The sequence below is a fragment of the Methylobacterium sp. 275MFSha3.1 genome (genome assembly GCF_900108435.1).
Taxonomy (GTDB): domain Bacteria; phylum Pseudomonadota; class Alphaproteobacteria; order Rhizobiales; family Beijerinckiaceae; genus Methylobacterium.
On the sequence record NZ_FNWP01000021.1, the window covers coordinates 25,495 to 44,712 of the forward strand.

Sequence of the window (19,218 nt, forward strand, 5' to 3'; positions counted from 1 at the left end):
CGTGATCGGGCGCGGTTGCCAATCCCGGGCCCGGTGTGATGGATCGGCGGGTGCGCACCGACAGCCGCCTCTCCCGGACGCTCCATGTGCTGCTTCACATGGCCCGCCACGACGGACCGATGACGTCCGAAGCGATCGGGCGGATGCTCGGGACGAACCCGGTGGTCGTCCGGCGGACGATGGCCGGGCTCCGGAACGCGGGCTACGTGAAATCCGAGAAGGGGCACGGCGGCGGATGGTCCATCGCGGCGGACCTGAACGCGGTCTCGCTGCTCGACGTCCACCGCGCGGTCGGCGGCCCCCGCATCTTCGCGATCGGCAGCGATCGCGCGAACCCGGCCTGCGCGGTCGAGAAGGTCGTCAACGCGGCGGTCGAGGACACGCTGCGCGAGGCCGAGGCGCTCCTGGTCGCGCGGCTCGGTTCCGTCAGCCTCGCCGAACTCGCGCGAAGCTTCGACGCCCGGTGCCGGCCCGAAGGGCCGTCGGACGCCTCGACCTGCGCCTGACGGCGGGCGGTTGCCGCGGCGACGCTCAGGCGCCATCCTCGGCATCGACGCGGACCAGCATGAGATGAGCGGCCATGGGCCTACTGGACGGATTGCTCGGACACGGCTCGGCCGTCGACGCGGCCTCCCTGGAGCGCCGGCTCGACGGCATCCTGATCGAGGGCGAGACGGCGCGGCTCGCCTTCAAGATCATCCGGGACGTGTTCGTGTTCACCGAGCGCCGCGTCATCCTGATCGACGTCCAGGGCGTGACCGGCAGCAAGGTCGAGTTCCTGTCGGTGCCGTACCGCGCGATCGTGCGTTTCTCGGTCGAGACCGCCGGCACGTTCGACCTCGACGCCGAGTTGAAGATCTGGGTCTCGGGGGCGGCGGAGCCGATCCAGCGGACCTTGAAGAAGGGCGCGGATGTCCGGGGCATCCAGCGGGCCCTCGCCGAGGGCGTGCTGCGCTAGCCCGGGGCGCGCGCCGGCGGGCGGCGGCAGCCTACCGGACCACGCCCTTGGCCCGCAGCGCGTCGCGCGCGTCCTCGGGATACTCCAGCTGTTCCGCCAGGATCTCGGCGCTCGAATCCCCGAGGCCCGGCGGCATGCGGCGCACCGGCAGCCGGCGACCGTCGAGCCGGTAGGGCGGGGCGATGACGTGGGCGTTCGCGGAGGCCGCCTCCGGTGCCGCGACCACCAGCCCGGCTTCCCGGGCGCGGTCGCAGGTGAGCGCCTCGCGCAGGCCCATCACCTCGCCGCAGGGGATGCCCGCCGCCCGGAGCCGGGCGATCAGCGGCGCGCGCTCCCACTTGGCGAGCTCGGCCTCGAGCACGGGGATGAAGGCGGCGCGGTTGCGCGACCGGTCGAGGTTGGTGGCGAAGCGCGAGTCGGCAACCCAGTCCGGCCGCTCCAGCACCTGCTCGCAGAAGCGGCGGTACTGCCCGTTGTTGCCGACCGTGATCACCACCGGCCCGTCGCCGGCCTCGAACACCCCGTAGGGCACGATCGACGGGTGGGCGTTGCCGTAGCGGGGCGGATCGATCCCCCGGGCGAGCGCCTCCAGGCCGTAATAGGAGGTCAGCGCCACGCCGCAGTCGAACAGGGCGAGGTCGACGGTCCGGCCGCGCCCGGTCCGCTCCCGCTGGTACAGAGCCGCCAGCACCGCCTGGGCGGCGAACTGGCCGGTGAACAGGTCGACCGCCGCGACCCCGAACTTGAGGGGCGGTCCCCCGGCCTCGCCGTTGAGCGCCATCACGCCGGATTCGCCCTGGACCACGAGGTCGTAGCCGGGCCGGCCGGCCTCGGAGCCGTCGGAGCTGTAGCCGGCGATCGAGCAGTAGATCAGGCCGGAATTCTCCGCCGACAGGTCCGCGTAGCCGAGGCCGAGCTTCTCGGCCCCGCCGGTCTTGAAGTTCTGGACCAGCACGTCGCTCTCGCGGGCGAGCGCCTTGACGATCGCCAGCCCCTCCGGCGTGGCGAGGTCGACGCCGATCGAGCGCTTGTTGCGGTTCACGCTGTCGAAATACGAGGTGTTGCCGGGGCTCGTCGGCACGCCCCAGTCGCGGGTGTCGTCGCCGCGCTCCGGGTGCTCCACCTTGATCACGTCGGCGCCGAGATCGCCCAGCACCTGCGCGCACCAGGGCCCGGCCAGGACCCGGGACAGGTCGAGGACGCGGATTCCGGCGAGCGGCAGGTCGGCAACGGCATCCATCGCGATGGTCCTCAGGCTCCCATGACGCCGTCGAGGCTGCGCACGGCGTCGATCAGTCTCGGGCGCGCCACCTCCAGGAGGAAGCGCGCGTCGGTGATGACGGTGGGGGCACCGCAATTGACCGACATGGGCGGCAGCCCGCCGCCGGGATGGAACCCCACCGCGATGGCGCAGACCGTCTCCTGCCACTCGCCGAACGAGGTGCAGCAGCCGAGTTCCCGGTGCTCCTCCACCGCGCGGTCGAGGCCGGCGCGCAGCACCGGCCAGGCCACGGGATCCAGCGCCTTCAGGTCCTCGTAGATGCCCGCGCGCTCCCGGTCCGGGCAGACCGCCACGTAGGCGCGGCCCATGGCGCTGCGGGCCAGCGAGATGCGCGAGCCGGTGTCGAGGTTGAGCGAGATCGCCGCCGGGCCGCGCTGGCAGTCGACGTAGCGCATGCTGAGCCGGTCCCGCACCCCGAGGCCGACCGAGGCGTTGGCCGCCTCCGCGACCGCGCGCAGCACCGGCCGGGCGATGGCGCGGACGTCGAGGCCGCCCAGGGCGGCCGAGCTCAGCGCGATGGTGGCGGTGCCGAGCCGGTAGCGGCCGAGCTCGGCCATGTGCTGCAGGTAGCCGAGCTTGGTCAGCGTGTAGGTCAGCCGCGACACGGTGGAGCGCGGCAGGCCGCAGGCCTCCGCGATGTCGTGGTTGGCGAGGCTCGTGCGCCCCGGGCCGAAGCAGGCGAGCACCGACAGCCCCCGGGCCAGGGCCGTGACGAAGTGCCGGTCCTCCTTCGCGCCGGCGCCGGCCGCGTCGGGCTCGGCCACGTCGGGCTCGGCGGTGTCGAGCCCGATGTCGGATCCGGCGCGCGGGCCGGCCTCCACCTCCATCCGCCCGCTCATCGGCGCAGGAACGCCGCGAAGGCCGCCTGCGCCGCCGGACCGCGGCGGAGAGCGTGGAAGACCTCCGCCTCGGCGTCGAGCGCGCGGGCGACGCTGTCGTCGTGGCCGCGCCGCAGCGCCTGCTTGGTGGCGGCGATCGAGACCCGGGGCAGGACGGCGAGCGCGCGCGCCTTGGCGAGCGCGGTCTCCAGGGCCGTCCCGGCCGGGACGGCGGCGTTGATCAGGCCGGCCGCGGCGGCGTCCGCGGCCGTGAAGGGCTCGCCGAGCATCAGCAGCTCGGCGGCGCGCTTCGATCCCGCCACCAGGGGCAAAAGGTAGCTCGACCCGCCCTCCGGGCTGAGGCCCAGGGCCGTGAAGGGCAGGCGGAACCGTGCCCCGTCCCCCGCGTAGGCGAGGTCGCAGTGGAGCAGCAGCGTCGTGCCGATGCCGACCGCGTGGCCCTCCACGGCGGCCACGACCGGGAGCGGGCAGGCGCGCAGGGCCTTGAGGAAGGTGAGGCCGGGACTGTCGCCCCCGGTCTCGACGTCCTGGAAATCCTTGAGATCGTTGCCGGCGGTGAAGCATCCGCCCGCGCCGGTGAGGACCAGGGCGCGCACCTCCGCGTCCCGTCCCGCGGCCTCCAGGGCGTCGGTCAGGCCCGCGTAGGTCGCCCGGTCGAGGGCGTTGCGCCGGTCCGGCCGGTCGATCGTGACGAGCCGGATCCCGGGCTCCGGATCGGCGAGGCGGACGCTCACGGAACGGCACCGCCGTCGCGGTCCGCAACGTAGTCCGCGGACTGGCCGGCCGTCCGCGCCCGCGCCGCCGCGTATTCCCGGGCGAGCCGGGCGACGAGGTCGGCGGTCGCCGGCGCGTCCGCGATGGTGCCGACACCCTGGCCGGCGCCCCAGACGTCGCGCCACGCCTTCACGCTGGCGCTGCCAAAGTCCATCGCGGTCTTGTCGCGCACCGGCAGGGCCTCGGGATCGAGCCCGGCGGCGCGGATGCTCGGCGTCAGGTAATTGCCCGGAACGCCGGTGAAGTAGGGGGTGTAGAGGATGTCGGCGGCCGCGCTGCCGGCGATCATGTCCTTGTAGGCCGCCGCCGCGTTCGCCTCCCGGGTGGCGATGAAGCGGGTGCCCATGTAGGCGAGGTCGGCACCCATGGCCTGGGCCGCCAGAATCGCGGAGCCCGAGGTGATCGCCCCCGACAGGATCAGCGGCCCGTCGTAGAACCGCCGGATCTCGCCCACCAGGGCGAAGGGGCTCAGTGTCCCCGCGTGGCCGCCCGCCCCGGCGCAGACCAGGATCAGCCCGTCGACGCCGGCCTCCAGCGCCTTCTCGGCGTGGCGGACGTTGGTGACGTCGTGGAACACCACCCCGCCATAGGCGTGGACCGGGCGGATCACCGCGTCCGGCGCCCGCAGGGAGGTGATGATGATCGGCACCCGGTGCCGCACGCAGGCCTCGACATCCTGCGCCAGCCGGTCGTTGGAGGCGTGGACGATCTGGTTCACCGCGAACGGCGCGATCTTCCGCGACGGGTCGGCGGCGCGGGCCTCCGCGAGCGTCTGCGTGATCCGCGCGAGCCACGCGTCGAGGAGTTCGGCCGGCCGGGCATTCAGCGCGGGGAAGGAGCCGACGACCCCGGACAGGCACTGGGCGATGACCAGTTCCGGGCCGGAGACGATGAACATCGGGGCGCAGATCACCGGCAGGGCGAGCCGGCCGCGCAGGATCTCGGGCAGGCGCCCGCCCGGGTCGCGCTCGGGACCGTCGCTCACCGCCCGCTCCCCGCTGCCGGAACCCGCGCCGGACAGGCGCCCCCGGGCCGCTCGCCCCGATCCTTGCCGCGCACCGCGATCCTCCCCCGTGCCTCCGGCGGCCCGGCCTTCGCGCGCCGGGCGGCGTCCGCAACCGAGTCTCGTTCAGGGCCGTTGTGATGGCATGGCCCCGGGCCGCGGGTCAAACGGCCGAGGCGGCACTTTTCTGCATTGCAGAACAGTTGGTCGCACTCCGATGACAGACCTCGCCCGTCCTTGACGCTGGCGGACACTCGGACCAACATCCCGCCGAAATGCGGACACTTATTCTGCATTGCAGAACAACAGGGAGTATCGGGTGGTTCGTCAGGAGGTCGACGGCGGCGTGGCCGTGCTCACGCTCGCCAACCCGCCGGTCAACGCGCTGGGCGCCGCGCTGCGGGCGGTCCTCGACGAGGCCCTGACGAACGCCATCGCGGACGCGTCGGTCCGGGCCGTCGTCCTGGCCGCGGAGGGCAAGGTGTTCATCGGCGGCGCCGATATCGGCGAGTTCGGCAAGCCGCAGCACCCGCCGAGCCTGCCGGACATCCTGGACCGGCTCGATGCCAGCCCAAAGCCGGTGGTGGCGGCGATCGGCGGCGCGGCCCTCGGCGGCGGCCTGGAGCTGGCGATGGCCTGCCACGGCCGCGTCGCGGCCCCGTCGGCGCGGATCGGCCTGCCGGAGATCAAGCTCGGGATCATCCCGGGGGCGGGGGGCACGCAGCGCCTTCCTCGCCTGATCGGGCCCGACGCCGCCTTCGCGATGATGCTCACCGGCGAGCCGGTCTCCGCCGAGAAGGCGGCGGCGCTGGGCATCGTGGACGCCGTGGTGCTCGGCGACCTCGTCGCGGAGGCCCGCAAGCGGGCGCTGGAACTCGCCGATTCCGGCGCCCTGCCGCGGGTGCGCGACCGGTCCGAGACGCTGACGCCGGGAGCGCGGGAGAGCTTCGAGGCGCAGGCCGCGGAGGCCGTCAAGCGCGATCAAGACGCCACCAACGTCCACGCCCTGGCGCGGGCGGTGCGCGCCGGCCTGGAGCAGGATTTCGATGCCGCCGTGGCGGTGGAGCGGGCCGAGTTCCGCGCCCTGGTGGAGGATCCGCGCTCGAAGGCCCTGCGCTACGCCTTCTTCGCCGAGCGCGAGGCCGGCCGGGTGCCCGGCCTGCCGAAGGACACGCCGCGCCGCCCCGTCCGCACGGCCGCGGTGATCGGCGCCGGCACGATGGGCGGCGGCATCGCCATGTGCTTCGCCAATGCCGGGATCCCCGTGACGGTGATCGAGACGGAAGAGGGCGCCCTGGCGCGCGGCCTCGACCGGGTGAGGGGGCTCTACGCCGGCTCGGCCAAGCGCGGCTCGATCACCGAGGCCCAGCGCGACGAGCGGGTCGGCCGGATCACGGGGGCGCTCGGCCTGGAGAACGCCGGGGAGGCCGACATCGTCGTCGAGGCGGCCTTCGAGGACTTGGGCGTCAAGCGCGAGATCTTCACCAAACTCGACCAGGTCGCCAAGCCCGGCGCGATCCTGGCCACCAACACCTCCTACCTCGACGTGAACGCCATCGCGGCGGTGACCAACCGGCCGCAGGACGTGCTCGGCCTGCACTTCTTCAGCCCGGCCAACGTCATGCGCCTCGTGGAGGTGGTCCGTGCGGAGAAAACCGCGCCGGACGTCCTCGCCACCGCCCTCGACCTGGGCAAGCGCCTCAACAAGCTGCCGGTGACGGTGGGGGTCTGCTTCGGCTTCGTGGGCAACCGCATGCTGGAGCGCCGCAGCCGGGCCGGCGAGCGGCTGCTGCTCGAGGGCGCGCTGCCGCACGAGGTCGACGCGGCGGTGACCGGGTTCGGCTTCCGGATGGGCTCCTTCGCCATGAGCGACCTCGCGGGGCTCGATATCGGCTGGCGCTCGCGCAAGGATTTCGGCGGCCGGGCGCCGGTGGCGGACTCGCTCGCCGAGCAGGGCCGGTTCGGCCAGAAGACCGGCCGCGGCTTCTATCTGTACCCGGACGGCGCCCGCGCCGGCACGCGCGACCCGGAGGTGGAGGCGCTGATCGCGCGCGTCGCCGCCGAGCACGGCGTCGCGCGCCGCAGCTTCACGGCCGACGAGATCGTCGCGCGGCTCATGTACCCGATGGTCAACGAGGGCGCGCGGATCCTGGAGGAGGGCATCGCGGCCCGGCCCGGCGACATCGATACGATCTGGATCAACGGCTACAATTGGCCCGCCTGGCGCGGCGGCCCGATGCACTGGGCCGACACGGTCGGATTGAAGACCGTCGCCGAAGCCTTGTCGCGCTTCGCGGCCGAGACCGGCGACGACAGCCAGGAGCCGGCGCCGCTCCTCAAGAAGCTCGCCGCCGAGGGCGGCAGCTTCGCCGGCCTGAAGAACGCCTGAGCGGGAGAGCGATCATGACCGACGCGGTGATCGTCTCGACTGCCCGCACGCCCATCGGCAAGGCGCATCGCGGCGCGCTGAACCTCACCCGCGGCGCCGACCTCGCGGCCCACGCGATCCGCGGCGCCCTGGACCGGGCGTCCCTGGAGCCCGCGGCCGTCGAGGAGGTGGTGCTCGGCTGCGGCTATCCCGAGAACGCCACGGGCGGCAACGTCGCCCGCCACGCCGCCCTGGTGGCGGGGATCCCGGTCGAGTCGGCCGGCGTCACCGTCTCGCGCTTCTGCGCCTCGGGCCTGGAGGCGATCGCCAGCGCGGCGCGCCGGATCATCCTCGACGGCGTGCCGGTGGCGGTAGCCGGCGGCGTCGAGTCGATCAGCCTCGTCCAGCCGAAGGTCCAGCGGGAGCTGACCCGCAACGCGTGGCTGGAGGCGCACCTGCCGGCGATCTACATGCCGATGGTCGAGACCGCCGACATCGTGGCGGAGCGCTATCGGATCTCCCGGGAGGCGCAGGACCACTTCGCCCTGGAGAGCCAGCGACGGACCGCGGCGGCGCAGGAACGCGGGCTGTTCGACGACGAGATCGTCCCGATGAGTGCCGTCATGGCGGTGACCGACAAGGCCACCGGCGAGACCCGGGAGGTCGAGACGCGGCTCGCCAATGACGAGGGCAACCGCCCGGACACGAATCTGGAGGGTCTCGCCAGGCTCAAGCCCGTGCGCGGGGAGAGGGCCTACATCACGGCGGGCAATGCCAGCCAGCTCTCGGACGGCGCCTCGGCCAGCGTGCTGATGTCGGCCGACGAGGCGGCGCGGCGGGGCCTCACGCCACTCGGCACTTTCCGGGGCTTCGCCTCCGCGGGCTGCGGGCCGGACGAGATGGGCATCGGCCCGGTCTTCGCGGTGCCGCGGCTCCTGGAGCGACAGGGCCTGCGCGTCGCCGACATCGACCTGTGGGAGTTGAACGAGGCCTTCGCGTCCCAGTCGGTCTATTGCCGCGACACGCTCGGGATCGACCCTGCGAGGGTCAACGTCAACGGCGGCGCCATCGCGGTCGGCCACCCGTTCGGCATGTCGGGAGCGCGGCTCGTGGGCCACGCCCTGCTGGAGGGCCGCCGCCGCGGCGCGCGCTACGCCGTCGTGACCATGTGCGTCGCCGGCGGCCAGGGCTGCGCCGGCCTGTTCGAGATCGCCCGGAGCTGAGCCGATGGACCTGCGCTTCACCGACGACGAGATCGCGTTCCGCGACGAGGTCCGGACCTTCTGCAGGACGGAAATCCCGGCGGAGATCCGGAAGAAGGTCTCGGAGGGGCGCAGTCTCTCGAAGGAGGACTACGTCACGAGCCAGCGAATCCTCAACGCCAAGGGCTGGGCGGTGCCGCACTGGCCGCAGGAATGGGGAGGCCGGGACTGGACCCCGATCCAGCGCTACATCTACACCGAGGAGCTGTTCCAGGCGGCGGTGCCGCTGCCCCAGCAATTCAACTGCTACATGTTCGGCCCGGTGCTGGCGACCTTCGGGCGGCAGGACCAGAAGGCGCGCTTCCTGCCGCGCGCCGCCAACCTCGACGACTGGTGGTGCCAGGGCTTCTCCGAGCCCGGCGCCGGCTCGGACCTCGCCTCGCTGAAAACCAGGGCGGTGCGCGACGGCGACCACTACGTCGTGGACGGCCAGAAGACCTGGACGACGCTCGGCCAGCACGCCGACTGGATCTTCTGCCTGGTCCGCACCGATTTCGAGGCCAAGAAGCAGCGCGGCATCTCCTTCCTGCTCATCGACATGACGACGCCCGGGATCACCGTGCGGCCGATCCTGACGCTGGAGGGGCGGCACGAGGTCAACGAGGTCTTCTTCGATTCCGTCCGCGTGCCCGTCGAGAACCTCGTCGGCGAGGAGAACCGGGGCTGGGACTACGCGAAATTCCTGCTCGCCAACGAGCGCACCGGCATCGCCCGGATCGGGCTGACCAAGGAGCGGATCGCCCGCATCAAGCGGCTGGCCCGCGAGATGCCGGCCGGGTCCGGCACGATGTGGGACGATCCCGCCTTCCGCGCCCGCGTCGCGGAGGTCGAGGTCGAGCTGAAGGCCCTGGAGATCACCCAGATGCGGGTGGCGGCCAAGCAGGGAAGGGCGGATTCGGTGGAGCCGGACCCGGCCTCGTCGCTGCTCAAGATCCGCGGCTCGCAGCTCCAGCAGGCGGCGACAGAATTGCTGGTGGAGCTCGCCGGGCCCTTCGCCCTGGCGGCACCCGCGCGCGGGGCCGGGGCCAACAACCTGCCCGGCGGCTTCGACTGGGTCGACGCGGCGGCGCCGAGCTACTTCAACAACCGCAAGGTCTCGATCTACGGCGGCTCGAACGAGATCCAGCACAACGTCATCGCCAAGGGCATCCTGGGGTTGTGAGCGGTCGCCTCGTCCCGTCCTCCCCCTCATCCTGAGGTGCCGGGCGCCTCCGACGATTTCCGCGAGGGAACACCATGGATTTCGACCTGAACGAGGACCAGTCGCTCCTGCGCGACAGCGTCGAGCGGCTGGCCGCCGACCTCTACCCGTCGCTGGAGAGCCGGCAGGCGCGCCTCAAGGCGCCCCTCGGCTTCCCCGAGGACGGCTGGGCGGCCTTCGCGGAACTCGGCGTCGCCGGCCTGCCCTTCTCCGAGGACGAGGGCGGCCTCGGCGGCGGCCCGGTCGAGACCATGCTGGTCATGGAGGCGGTGGGCCGCAACCTCGTGGTCGAGCCCGTGCTCGCGAGCCTCGTGCTGGGCTCGACGGCCCTGCGGCTCGGCGGCAGCGCCGCGCAGCGGGAGCGCCTCGTCCCGGGACTCGTCGCCGGCGACCTCCGCCTGACCCTCGCCCACACCGAGCGCCAGTCCCGCTACGACCTCGCCGACGTGGCGACGACCGCCCGTCGCAGCGGCGACGGCTACGTGCTGAGCGGGGCGAAGAGCGTCGTGCCCAATGCCGACGCGGCCGGCCTGATGGTGGTCTCGGCCCGCGTCTCGGGCGAGCGGCGCGACCCGAGCGGGATCGGCCTGTTCCTCGTCCCGACCGACGCGGCGGGCGTCGCCATCGAGGCCTACCCGACCCAGGACGGCGGCCGGGCCGCCGAGGTGTCCTTCTCAGACGCGACGCTCCCGGCCGACGCCGCGCTCGGCGACCCGGAGGGCGGCCTGCCGCTCCTAGAGCGGGTGGTGGAGCACGGGATCGCGGCGCTCGCCGCCGAGGCGGTCGGCTCCATGGACGCGCTCCACAAGCTCACGGTGGAGTACCTCAAGACCCGCAAGCAGTTCGGCGTCAGCGTCGGCTCGTTCCAGGCGCTGCAGCACCGGGCCGTCGACATGCTGATCCAGCTGGAGCAGGCCCGCTCCATGGCGCTCTACGCCGCCATGATGGTGGACACACCCGAGCCGCGCGCGCGGGCGGCGGCCCTGTCGGCCGTGAAGGTGCAGATCAACAAGGCCTGCCGCTACGTCGGCCAGGAGGCGGTGCAGCTCCACGGCGGCATCGGCATGACGCTCGAGTATATCGGCGCCCACCACTTCAAGCGGCTCGCCATGATCGAGTACCAGCTCGGCGACACCGCCCACCACCTGCGCCGGATCACGCAGGACGAGAATGGCCTGCTGGCGGCGTAGTTCGCCTCAGGCGCTGGCACCGTCTCCGCGCGCGGAGCGGAGCGATCCGGCGGCGGAACGTGTCGCGCTGCCCTTCGTCTCTCCGCTCCGCGCGCGATGACGGAGCGATCAGTTGAACAGCGTGCCGACACCGCCCTGAACGCGGCCGAGGCCGGCCCGCGCGACGGTGTTGTTGGGGTCGATCGTCGAGGCGCGCTGGTAGTTCTCCATCGCCTCCTTGCGCTGGCCCTGCTTCTCGTAGGCGAGGCCCCGATAGGCCCAGGAGGTGGCGTCCTTGGCGTTCACGTTGAGCGCGGCGTTGTAGTCCTCGATCGCCTTCGCGTACTGGTTGGTCGCGATCAGGCTCTGGCCGCGGGCCGCGTAGGGCGCGGCCACGAACGGGTCGCGGTCGATGGCGGCGTCGAAATCGGCGATCGCCTGGGTGTCCTGGCCCTGCTTCTGCTTCACGAGGCCGCGGGCATGGTACGCCTGCGCGGATTCGGGGCTCAGGCGGATCGCGACGTTGAGGTCGTTCAGCGCCTGGTCGAGGTTGCCCTGCGCGCGCTCGACATTGGCCCGGCCGATATAGGCCGGCCCGTAATTCGGATCGATCCCGATCGCCTTGGAGAAGTCCTGCAGCGCCGGGCCGTCGCGGCCGATCTGGCGGTTCGCCAGGGCGCGGTTGTTGTAGGCGGAGGCGGAGTTCGGATCGAGCTGGATCGCCTTGGTGAAGTCGCCGATGGCGTCGTTGAACTGGCCGGCGCGGGCGTAGGCGGCGCCGCGGGTGTTGTAGGCCGCCGCGTCGTTCGGGTTGCGCTGCACGACCTCGGTCAGGGAGGCGATGTTGACGTTCGTGGCGCCGGTCGTGTCCTTCTCCAGGACCGCGTATTGCCGCGGACCGGCCGCGCTGCCGACGGTCTCGCAGCCCGCGAGGCCGGCAGCCGAGACCAAGGCCGCGCCGATCAGTGCCGTCTTCCGTCCCAGCCGGTTGCGTACGTTCATTGCCCCACTCTCCCCGAGGCGTCGCCCGCTCCGCGCGCGCCCGCCCCGCCCCTCACAGTCCAAGAGCCCGCGCCGAGCGCCGGGCACGCCCGAGTTCGGGGCACCGTCGCGCATCACGGTGAAGGCCGGCTTAAGAAGCGCCGCGTCGTGATCCGGCCCCCGCCGGTCCCGGCGGGACCGAGCGGTGCGGGCGGGTTCGAGCGACAGCATACGGAACCGACCACACTGTCGTGGAAGCGGCGGGATGTGGCGAAGGTATGGCTCGACCGTTCCGCGGGGCCGCGGACGGCCCTCCGGCGATCACGCGGCGACGCGGGTGTGCCCTCGAAGCCTCAGGATCCGGTCGGACCCGGCCCGAGGCGCGTGACGTGGCCCATCTTGCGGCCGGGGCGCGCCTCGCCCTTGCCGTACAGGTGCAGGTGGGCGCCGGGCTCGGCCAGCAGGGCGTGCCAGTCGTCGGCCTGGGCGCCGATCAGGTTGCGCATCTCGACGGGCAGGCCCCCGACCCGGCCCGCATCGCCCAGCGGCCAGCCGCAGACGGCGCGGACGTGCTGGGCGAACTGCGAGGTCAGCGCGCCCTCGCTGGTCCAGTGGCCGGAATTGTGCACCCGGGGCGCGATCTCGTTGACCACCAGCCGCTCCGCCCCGTCCTCGCGGACGAGGAACATCTCGACGGCGAGCACGCCGACATAGTCGAGGGCGTCGGCGATCCGCCGGGCGATCTCGACGGCGGCGCGACCCGTCTCGGCGGACACGCCGGGCGCCGGCACCCGGGTCAGCGCGAGGATGTGGTCGCGGTGCTCGTTCTCGCAGAGATCGTAGGCCGCGAAGCTGCCGTCGCGCCCGCGCGCGCCCACCACCGAGACCTCGCGCTCGAACGGCACGAAGCCCTCCAGGATCAGCGGCGCGCCGCCGAACTCGGCGAACAGGGCGTTGCGGTCGCCCTCGGCCCGCTCGCGGAGCATGCGCTGCCCCTTGCCGTCGTAGCCGAAGCGGCGGGTCTTGAGCACGGCCGGCAGGCCGATCACCTCGATCGCCCGGTCGAGGTCGTCGGGCGTGTCCACCGCCCGGAACGGCGCCGTCGGGATGCCCAGGCCGTTGATGAACTCCTTCTCGGAGAGCCGGTCCTGCGTGGTCGAGAGCGCGCGCGCGTTCGGATGCAGGGCGGCGTGCCGGGCGAGGACGTCGGCGGTGGCGTGCGGGATGTTCTCGAACTCGTAGGTCACGACGTCGACGCCGCGGGCGAAATCCGCCAGCGCCGCGGCGTCGTCGTAGGCCGCGCAGGTGGTCCGGGCGGCCACGTCGAAGGCGGGGCTGTCCGCGTCGGGCGCGTAGACATGCGCCTTGAGGCCGTAATCGGCCGCCGCGAGCGCGATCATGCGCCCGAGCTGGCCCCCACCGACGATGCCGAGGGTGGAGCCGGGGCCGAGGATCTTGTCCGTCACGCGTTCTCTTCCGTCACCGGCCGTTCGGCCACCGAGGCGCTCTGGGCCGCGCGCCACGCCTCAAGGCGCTCCGCCAAGCCCGGGTCGGTCAGCGCCAGGACGGCGGCGGCGAGCAGGGCCGCGTTCGCCGCCCCGGCCCGGCCGATCGCCAGGGTCCCGACCGGGATGCCCGCCGGCATCTGGACGATGGAGAGCAGGCTGTCCTGGCCGGAGAGGGCCTTCGACTCCACCGGCACGCCGAAGACCGGCAGGCGGGTCATCGCGGCCGCCATGCCGGGCAGGTGCGCGGCGCCGCCCGCACCGGCGATCACCACCTTGAGGCCGGCCGCGACCGCGCCCTTGGCGAAGGCGACGAGCCGGTCCGGCGTGCGGTGGGCCGACACGATGCGCGCGTCGTACGGTACGCCGAGCGCGTCGAGCGTCTCGGCGGCATGACGCATGGTCGCCCAGTCGGACTGGCTGCCCATGATGATCGCGACCGGAGGAGGCGACGCCATCGTTGATCCCGGCAAAAGAGGGCGCTTACAGGCGGCGCGGGCCCGCGGCAAGGCGGGGCCGGAGGGCGTCCACCGGCATCAGGCGATGATGTCCGGCGTGAGCGCGTCCTCGATGTGATAGATGCGGTCGCGCAGCGTGAGCTTGCGCTTCTTCAGGCGCTGGATCTGGAGTTGATCGCCGGCGACGCTGCGCTCCAGCGCCTCGATGGCGCTGTCGAGATCCCGGTGCTCCTCGCGCAGCCGCGCCAGCTCGCCCTGGAGGTCCGACTGCGCACCCTCACCCGCCTCGTCCGCCATCGTCACCTGAGAACCCGAAGACCGTTCGTCGCCCGAGAGCATGCGTCACGCTCCGGCGCCGGACAAGGCGGCGCGGTAAGCAATCATCAGACTTAGCAGCAGAAAACGCTTCGACAGGTCCGGCATCCTGTGCCAATCTCGTTGTGTCGAAACGATGACAGGAGATTCGACTCATGTCGCTGCAGACGCATCTGAACCAACTCGCCCGGAAGCACGAAGCCCTCGAGCGCGAGATTCAGGAAGCGATCCACAGACCTTCGGCGAACGACCTCCACATCGCCGAGATGAAGCGACGGAAACTCCTCCTCAAGGACGAGATCAACAAGCTTCAGGCGGGCAACGACACGTTGCACTGACGCCTGAGACGTCCAATCTGATAGCGAATTCAAGCTGACGACCGCCGCATCGGGAGCCCCGGTGCGGCGGTTTTCTCATGGGGGGCACCGAGCCGCGGCCGTCACGCCCGTGGCCACTCCCTCCCGTGGCCACTCCCGTGCGCGCGAGAATGGGCTACTCTGCGGCCCGCCGCCGGAGAGCGGTCCGCGAGGAAACGCCCAACCGATGACGAGAGCCAGCCTGCCGGGCCGCTACCCGGAGATCTACGAATCGGCCTGCCGCGACCCCGAGGCGTTCTGGCTCGGTGCGGCGCGGGCCCTCGACTGGGCGCGGGCGCCGGAGCGGGCCTTCGCGCCGGATTCCGGCCCCTACGGACGCTGGTTCCCGGACGGCACCCTGAACGCCTGCCACAACGCGGTGGACCGCCACGCGGACGGGGCCCGGGCGGATCAGGTGGCGATCCGCTACGACTCGCCCGTGACCGGGACCAAGCGCAGCATCACCTACCGGGCGCTGCGCGACGAGGTGGCGGTGCTGGCCGCCGTGCTGGCCGACCTCGGCGTCGGCAAGGGCGACCGGGTGATCCTGTACATGCCGATGGTGCCCGAGGCGCTGTTCGGCATGCTGGCCTGCGCCCGGCTCGGCGCGGTCCACTCGGTGGTGTTCGGCGGCTTCGCGGCCAACGAGCTGGCGGTGCGGATCGAGGACGCGGCGCCGAAGGTGCTGCTCGCCGCCTCCTGCGGGATCGAGCCGAACCGCGTGGTCGCCTACAAGCCGCTCCTCGACGCGGCGATCGCGGCCTCGCGGCACAAGCCGGAGGCCTGCCTGATCCTCCAGCGCCCGCAAGGGCCCGCGACCCTCGTCGCGGACCGGGATCGCGACTGGGGTGAGACCGTCGCGGCCGCCCGGACGGCGGGGCGGAGCGCGGCGTGCGTGCCGGTCGCCGCCACCGACCCGCTCTACGTCCTCTACACCTCCGGCACGACCGGGAAGCCGAAGGGCGTGGTCCGCGATACCGGCGGCTACCTCGTCGCCCTGGCCTGGTCGATGCCGAACCTCTACGGCGTCCAGCCCGGCGAGACCTACTTCTGCGCCTCCGACATCGGCTGGGTCGTCGGTCATTCCTACATCGTCTACGCGCCGCTCCTGCATGGCTGCATCACGGTCCTCTACGAGGGAAAACCTGTCGGCACGCCCGATGCCGGTGCCTTCTGGCGGGTGGTCGCCGAGTACGGGGTGGTCTGCCTGTTCACCGCGCCCACGGCCCTGCGGGCAATCAAGAAGGAGGATTCGAAGGGCGCCCGGATCGCCGATCACGACCTCTCGGCCTTCCGCAGCCTGTTCCTGGCGGGCGAGCGAGCTGACCCCGACTCGGTCGCCTGGGCCGAGCGCGTATTGGGCCGACCGGTCGTCGACCACTGGTGGCAGACCGAGACCGGCTGGCCGATCGCCGGCAACCCGATGGGCCTCGGCCTCCTGCCGGTGAAGCACGGCAGCACCTGCGTGCCGATGCCGGGTTACCGGGTCGAAGTCCTGGACGAGGGCGGGAAGCCGGTTCCGGCGGGGACCATGGGCACCATCGCGATCCGCCTGCCCCTGCCGCCCGGCTGCCTGCCGACCCTCTGGGGCTCGGACGACCGGATGCGGTCGAGCTACCTCGCCACCTTCCCGGGCTACTACGACACGTCGGATGCCGGGGTGATCGACGCCGACGGCTACATCACGGTCCTGGGACGGACCGACGACATCATCAACGTCGCGGGCCACCGTCTGTCCACCGGCGGCATGGAGGCGGTGCTGGCGAGCCACCCGGACGTGGCGGAATGCGCGGTCATCGGCATCCGCGACGCGCTGAAGGGAGAGGTGCCCTGCGGGTTCGTGGTGCTGAAGGCCGGCGTCGCCCGGCCGACCGAGACGATCGAGCGGGAACTCGTCGCCAAGGTGCGGGACGAGATCGGCCCGGTGGCGGCCTTCAAGCTGGCGCTGACCGTGCCGCGGCTGCCAAAGACCCGATCGGGCAAGATCCTGCGGGCCACAATGAAGCGCATCGCCGATCACGAGCCCTGGACGATGCCGGCGACGATCGACGACGCGGCGGCCCTCGACGAGATCGGCGACAGCCTGAAGGATCGGGGGATCGGCGCGGACCGGTAGGGTGCCGGACCGCGCCGCTTGCGAGTTGACGGGCGATCGCGGCCCGCCTCAATCCGCGTCGGCGCCGTCGTCGTCGGTGTCGATATCGACCGTCGGCGCCGGCTGCGTCAGGGCGGGCGCGTAGGTCCCCGCGGTCGGACCCGTGGTGACCGAGGCCGGGACGCGCCGGGCGTTCGGCTCGGAGGGGATCAGCGTCGCGGTGGCGGCCACGAGGCCGGCGAGGGACCGGACATCGTCCGGCTGACGGGGGTCGCGGGAGATCAGCGCGGCCTCCCGCTGCAGGCGGAGATTGCAGGCCTCCGTCGGCAGGCCGCCGTTCGGCGTGCAGGCGTCGTGGCGGGCGCAGGCGGCATCGAGGGCGTCGATCGGCGGGAGGGGCGCGTTGTTGCCCGGTCCGCAGTAATTCCCGTGGATCAGCATCTTCGGCCCACCGAAGGCGGCGGGCTGGGCCTGCGCCGTGGCCGCGAGGGCGGCGCAGCCGGCGGCCAGGGCGAGCGGGACGGCGAGTCTGGTGAGCATCATCTGGACCTCGGGCGATCTCGCCCCCTCAGGCGGTTCGCGTCGATTGCCGCGATGCGGCGACAGGCCAGGAAACGGGCGGCCTCATCCGCAAGTTCCCGCAACGCCCGCCCGCAGAGGTGCTCTGCCGCACCGCACTGGCCGCCGCGCCCGTCCTGGGCCAGAGTGAACCCTCCACCAGGAGTTGCCGATGACCGCTCGCCTGTTCGAACCGCTGACACTCGACGCGCTCACGCTCGAGAACCGCATCCTCGTCGCGCCGATGTGCCAGTACTCGGCGCGGGACGGCGAGGCGACCGACTGGCACATGATGCATCTCGGCCAGCTCGCCATGTCGGGGGCCGGCCTGCTGACCCTGGAGGCCACCGCGGTCTCCCCGGAGGCGCGGATCACCGCCTGGGATCTCGGCCTCTACAACGACGGCTGCGAGCGGGCGCTGGGCCGGGTGCTCGACGCCGTGCGCGAGTACGCGCCGATCCCGGTCTGCATCCAGATCGCCCATGCCGGGCGCAAGGCCTCCAGCGAGGCCCCCTGGGCCGGCGGCCAGCAGATCCCGCCGGAGCACGCCTACGGCTGGCGCACCGAGGCGCCCTCGGCGGTCGCGCACGGGGAGGGCGAGGTCCCGCCCCACGCCCTCGACGCCGCCGACCTGAAGCGCGTCCGCGACCAGTTCGTGGCCACCGCCAAGCGGGCCGTGCGCCTCGGTATCGAGGCCGTCGAGCTGCACGGCGCCCACGGCTACCTGCTGCACCAGTTCCTGTCGCCGATCGCCAACAAGCGGACAGATGAATACGGCGGCAGCCTCGCCAACCGAATGCGCTTCCCCCTGGAGGTCTACGACGCGGTGCGGGATGTCGTGCCTGCCGGCAGCCCGGTCTGGCTGCGGGTCTCGGCCACCGACTGGGTCGAGGACGGCTGGGATCTCGACGAGACGGTGGAGCTGGCCCAGGCGCTCAAGCGGGCGGGATCGCCGGCGATCCACGTCTCCACGGGCGGCGTCTCGCCCAAGCAGGCGATCAGGCTCGGGCCGGGCTATCAGGTGCCCTACGCGGAGCGGATCAAGGCCGAGACGGGCCTCACCACCATCGCGGTCGGGCTGATCACCGAGGCGCACCAGGCGGAGACGATCCTGCAGGAGGGCCGGGCGGACGCGATCTCGCTCGCCCGAGCCATGCTGTACGATCCGCGCTGGCCCTGGCACGCGGCGGCCGAGCTCGGTGCCCGGGTGCGGGCGCCCAAGCAGTACTGGCGCTCGCAGCCGCGGGAGTACAAGGACCTGTTCAAGGACACGGCCTTCGGCCAGCGCTGAGGGCGGCCCTCACCGCGGCAGCGCGCCGACCAGCGGCCCGAGAGGGCGGCTGATGTCGGTGCGGCCGAGGTTCGGCGCGTAGAGGCTGGAGACCGAGCCGTCGAGGAATAGGGCGTTGCGGCAGCCGAGATCGTCGCGGAACAGCCGCGCGAAGGCGCCGAAGGTAACCGGGCGCTCGGAGATCGCGAAGATCGCCACGTGCCCGTCGCCGGGCACGCCGACGCCGTTCCGGATCTTCTGGCTCGGCCCGTCGGCGGCGATCTTCGGGTGGATCTGGCCGTCGATCACCAGCATCGGCCCGGACTGCGTGGCGAAATCCGGCCGGATCTTCGCCCGCAGGTAGCGGGACGTGTCGACCACCCCGGCGCGCTCACCCTTCAGCCAGAAGATCCCGTTGGGCTTCAGGTGGAAATTGCCCGGCCCGTCCGCCGTGGAGACGCGCTTCAGCTCGTGCCCGTTCTCGACGTAGAGGCCGACCGGCGCCTGGTCCTTGTCGTACATGCCGGCGTTCATCGCGAAGGCGAGGCGGCCGCCCTGCTTCTCGGCGAGGGTGCCGAGGGCGCCGTAGGGCCTGCCGTCGTCCTGGAGCCAGAACAGCCGCAGCCGCTGCTTCCGGAGGTCGATGGTGCAGACCGTGAAGGTCTCACCCTGCGCCTCGACCGCCCGGCAGGGCTCCGTCGCGGCCGGGGCGGCCGCCCGGGCCGGGGCCGCGAGGGCGAGCAGCGTGATCAAGAGGGCGTGAGCCGGGCGCAGCATCATCATTCGTTCCAGGCAGCTCGGGGACGGCGAGTCGGGGACGGCGA

Annotated in this window: 19 protein-coding genes; 9 read left to right on the forward strand and 10 right to left on the reverse strand. The window is 72.5% G+C overall.

Going from position 1 to position 19,218, the window contains the following annotated elements; genetic code table 11:
* Positions 1 to 50 precede the first annotated feature (50 nt).
* Together BLW78_RS22515 and BLW78_RS22520 are read left to right on the forward strand one after the other, a co-directional pair.
* A complete protein-coding gene (locus BLW78_RS22515; RefSeq protein ID WP_210186896.1) occupies positions 51 to 506 on the forward strand; it encodes an Rrf2 family transcriptional regulator in 456 nt (151 codons plus the stop codon).
* Positions 507 to 580: 74 nt separating this feature from the next.
* A complete protein-coding gene (locus BLW78_RS22520) occupies positions 581 to 958 on the forward strand; it encodes a PH domain-containing protein (RefSeq protein WP_020092393.1) in 378 nt (125 codons plus the stop codon).
* A 31-nt stretch (positions 959 to 989) separates the two neighbouring features.
* Here BLW78_RS22520 and BLW78_RS22525 read toward each other — a convergent pair whose 3' ends face one another.
* The 4 genes from BLW78_RS22525 to BLW78_RS22540 are packed head-to-tail and all read right to left on the reverse strand — an operon-like array spanning position 990 to position 4,838.
* A complete protein-coding gene (locus BLW78_RS22525) occupies positions 990 to 2,198 on the reverse strand; it encodes a CaiB/BaiF CoA transferase family protein (protein WP_091682211.1) in 1,209 nt (402 codons plus the stop codon).
* A gap of 11 nt (positions 2,199 to 2,209) precedes the next feature.
* Entirely contained in the window at positions 2,210 to 3,079 is an 870-nt protein-coding gene (locus BLW78_RS22530; protein WP_244527028.1) for an IclR family transcriptional regulator, read from the reverse strand.
* Complete coding sequence (locus tag BLW78_RS22535; RefSeq protein WP_020092396.1) at positions 3,076 to 3,813, reverse strand: enoyl-CoA hydratase-related protein; 738 nt, start codon at positions 3,811 to 3,813, stop codon at positions 3,076 to 3,078. The genes BLW78_RS22530 and BLW78_RS22535 overlap by 4 nt, the downstream gene beginning before the upstream one ends.
* A complete protein-coding gene (locus tag BLW78_RS22540; RefSeq protein ID WP_170855220.1) occupies positions 3,810 to 4,838 on the reverse strand; it encodes an NAD(P)H-dependent flavin oxidoreductase in 1,029 nt (342 codons plus the stop codon). Before BLW78_RS22540 ends, BLW78_RS22535 begins: the two co-directional genes overlap by 4 nt.
* A 337-nt stretch (positions 4,839 to 5,175) precedes the next feature.
* On the opposite strand from BLW78_RS22540, the gene BLW78_RS22545 reads away from it, so the two are divergent.
* From BLW78_RS22545 to BLW78_RS22560, 4 genes are all read left to right on the forward strand, one after another.
* The gene (locus tag BLW78_RS22545) at positions 5,176 to 7,245 is read left to right on the forward strand and encodes a 3-hydroxyacyl-CoA dehydrogenase NAD-binding domain-containing protein (protein WP_091682214.1); all 2,070 of its coding nucleotides are present in this window, start codon (positions 5,176 to 5,178) and stop codon (positions 7,243 to 7,245) included.
* Between the two features lie 14 nt (positions 7,246 to 7,259).
* Positions 7,260 to 8,447 carry an acetyl-CoA C-acyltransferase gene (locus BLW78_RS22550; protein ID WP_091682216.1) on the forward strand — a complete coding sequence of 396 codons (1,188 nt, stop codon included), beginning with the start codon at positions 7,260 to 7,262 and terminating at the stop codon, positions 8,445 to 8,447.
* Positions 8,448 to 8,451: 4 nt separating this feature from the next.
* The gene (locus BLW78_RS22555; RefSeq protein ID WP_091682218.1) at positions 8,452 to 9,648 is read left to right on the forward strand and encodes an acyl-CoA dehydrogenase family protein; all 1,197 of its coding nucleotides are present in this window, start codon (positions 8,452 to 8,454) and stop codon (positions 9,646 to 9,648) included.
* A 74-nt stretch (positions 9,649 to 9,722) separates the two neighbouring features.
* Complete coding sequence (locus tag BLW78_RS22560; RefSeq protein WP_091682220.1) at positions 9,723 to 10,877, forward strand: acyl-CoA dehydrogenase family protein; 1,155 nt, start codon at positions 9,723 to 9,725, stop codon at positions 10,875 to 10,877.
* Between the two features lie 108 nt (positions 10,878 to 10,985).
* On the opposite strand, the gene BLW78_RS22565 is transcribed toward BLW78_RS22560, so the two are convergent.
* The 4 genes from BLW78_RS22565 to BLW78_RS22580 form a co-directional block, all read right to left on the reverse strand.
* Positions 10,986 to 11,858, reverse strand: coding sequence for a tetratricopeptide repeat protein (locus BLW78_RS22565; protein WP_020092402.1), 873 nt, complete (start codon positions 11,856 to 11,858; stop codon positions 10,986 to 10,988).
* A gap of 332 nt (positions 11,859 to 12,190) precedes the next feature.
* Positions 12,191 to 13,303, reverse strand: a complete 1,113-nt coding sequence (locus BLW78_RS22570; protein WP_091682221.1) for a 5-(carboxyamino)imidazole ribonucleotide synthase — start codon at positions 13,301 to 13,303, stop codon at positions 12,191 to 12,193.
* The gene (gene purE, locus BLW78_RS22575; RefSeq protein ID WP_091682223.1) at positions 13,300 to 13,800 is read right to left on the reverse strand and encodes a 5-(carboxyamino)imidazole ribonucleotide mutase; all 501 of its coding nucleotides are present in this window, start codon (positions 13,798 to 13,800) and stop codon (positions 13,300 to 13,302) included. Before purE ends, BLW78_RS22570 begins: the two co-directional genes overlap by 4 nt.
* 78 nt (positions 13,801 to 13,878) lie before the next feature.
* Positions 13,879 to 14,139, reverse strand: a complete 261-nt coding sequence (locus tag BLW78_RS22580; RefSeq protein ID WP_244527029.1) for a YdcH family protein — start codon at positions 14,137 to 14,139, stop codon at positions 13,879 to 13,881.
* Positions 14,140 to 14,270: 131 nt separating this feature from the next.
* Between BLW78_RS22580 and BLW78_RS22585 the strand changes: the two genes are divergently transcribed.
* Positions 14,271 to 14,453, forward strand: coding sequence for a YdcH family protein (locus BLW78_RS22585; protein WP_091682226.1), 183 nt, complete (start codon positions 14,271 to 14,273; stop codon positions 14,451 to 14,453).
* A 205-nt stretch (positions 14,454 to 14,658) separates the two neighbouring features.
* Positions 14,659 to 16,587, forward strand: a complete 1,929-nt coding sequence (locus BLW78_RS22590; protein WP_091682228.1) for a propionyl-CoA synthetase — start codon at positions 14,659 to 14,661, stop codon at positions 16,585 to 16,587.
* A 48-nt stretch (positions 16,588 to 16,635) separates the two neighbouring features.
* Here BLW78_RS22590 and BLW78_RS22595 read toward each other — a convergent pair whose 3' ends face one another.
* Positions 16,636 to 17,109: a phospholipase A2 family protein gene (locus tag BLW78_RS22595; RefSeq protein WP_091682230.1), complete on the reverse strand. Its 474-nt coding sequence runs from the start codon at positions 17,107 to 17,109 to the stop codon at positions 16,636 to 16,638.
* 187 nt (positions 17,110 to 17,296) lie between these two features.
* Here BLW78_RS22595 and BLW78_RS22600 point away from each other — a divergent pair, with 187 nt between their 5' ends.
* On the forward strand, positions 17,297 to 18,415 hold the full coding sequence (locus tag BLW78_RS22600; RefSeq protein ID WP_091682232.1) for an NADH:flavin oxidoreductase/NADH oxidase: 1,119 nt from the start codon (positions 17,297 to 17,299) through the stop codon (positions 18,413 to 18,415).
* 9 nt (positions 18,416 to 18,424) lie between these two features.
* Here BLW78_RS22600 and BLW78_RS22605 read toward each other — a convergent pair whose 3' ends face one another.
* Positions 18,425 to 19,174: a phosphodiester glycosidase family protein gene (locus tag BLW78_RS22605; RefSeq protein WP_091682360.1), complete on the reverse strand. Its 750-nt coding sequence runs from the start codon at positions 19,172 to 19,174 to the stop codon at positions 18,425 to 18,427.
* Positions 19,175 to 19,218 lie beyond the last annotated feature (44 nt).

Excerpts from the sequence above, each read along its gene's own strand:
- BLW78_RS22520 (WP_020092393.1), top strand. The coding sequence starts at position 581 with ATGGGCCTACTGGACGGATTGCTCGGACACGGCTCGGCCGTCGACGCG.
- BLW78_RS22525 (WP_091682211.1), bottom strand. The coding sequence starts at position 2,198 with ATGGATGCCGTTGCCGACCTGCCGCTCGCCGGAATCCGCGTCCTCGAC.
- BLW78_RS22530 (WP_244527028.1), bottom strand. The coding sequence starts at position 3,079 with ATGAGCGGGCGGATGGAGGTGGAGGCCGGCCCGCGCGCCGGATCCGAC.
- BLW78_RS22550 (WP_091682216.1), top strand. The coding sequence starts at position 7,260 with ATGACCGACGCGGTGATCGTCTCGACTGCCCGCACGCCCATCGGCAAG.
- BLW78_RS22555 (WP_091682218.1), top strand. The coding sequence starts at position 8,452 with ATGGACCTGCGCTTCACCGACGACGAGATCGCGTTCCGCGACGAGGTC.
- BLW78_RS22560 (WP_091682220.1), top strand. The coding sequence starts at position 9,723 with ATGGATTTCGACCTGAACGAGGACCAGTCGCTCCTGCGCGACAGCGTC.
- BLW78_RS22565 (WP_020092402.1), bottom strand. The coding sequence starts at position 11,858 with ATGAACGTACGCAACCGGCTGGGACGGAAGACGGCACTGATCGGCGCG.
- purE (WP_091682223.1), bottom strand. The coding sequence starts at position 13,800 with ATGGCGTCGCCTCCTCCGGTCGCGATCATCATGGGCAGCCAGTCCGAC.
- BLW78_RS22580 (WP_244527029.1), bottom strand. The coding sequence starts at position 14,139 with ATGCTCTCGGGCGACGAACGGTCTTCGGGTTCTCAGGTGACGATGGCG.
- BLW78_RS22585 (WP_091682226.1), top strand. The coding sequence starts at position 14,271 with ATGTCGCTGCAGACGCATCTGAACCAACTCGCCCGGAAGCACGAAGCC.
- BLW78_RS22590 (WP_091682228.1), top strand. The coding sequence starts at position 14,659 with ATGACGAGAGCCAGCCTGCCGGGCCGCTACCCGGAGATCTACGAATCG.
- BLW78_RS22595 (WP_091682230.1), bottom strand. The coding sequence starts at position 17,109 with ATGATGCTCACCAGACTCGCCGTCCCGCTCGCCCTGGCCGCCGGCTGC.
- BLW78_RS22600 (WP_091682232.1), top strand. The coding sequence starts at position 17,297 with ATGACCGCTCGCCTGTTCGAACCGCTGACACTCGACGCGCTCACGCTC.
- BLW78_RS22605 (WP_091682360.1), bottom strand. The coding sequence starts at position 19,174 with ATGATGCTGCGCCCGGCTCACGCCCTCTTGATCACGCTGCTCGCCCTC.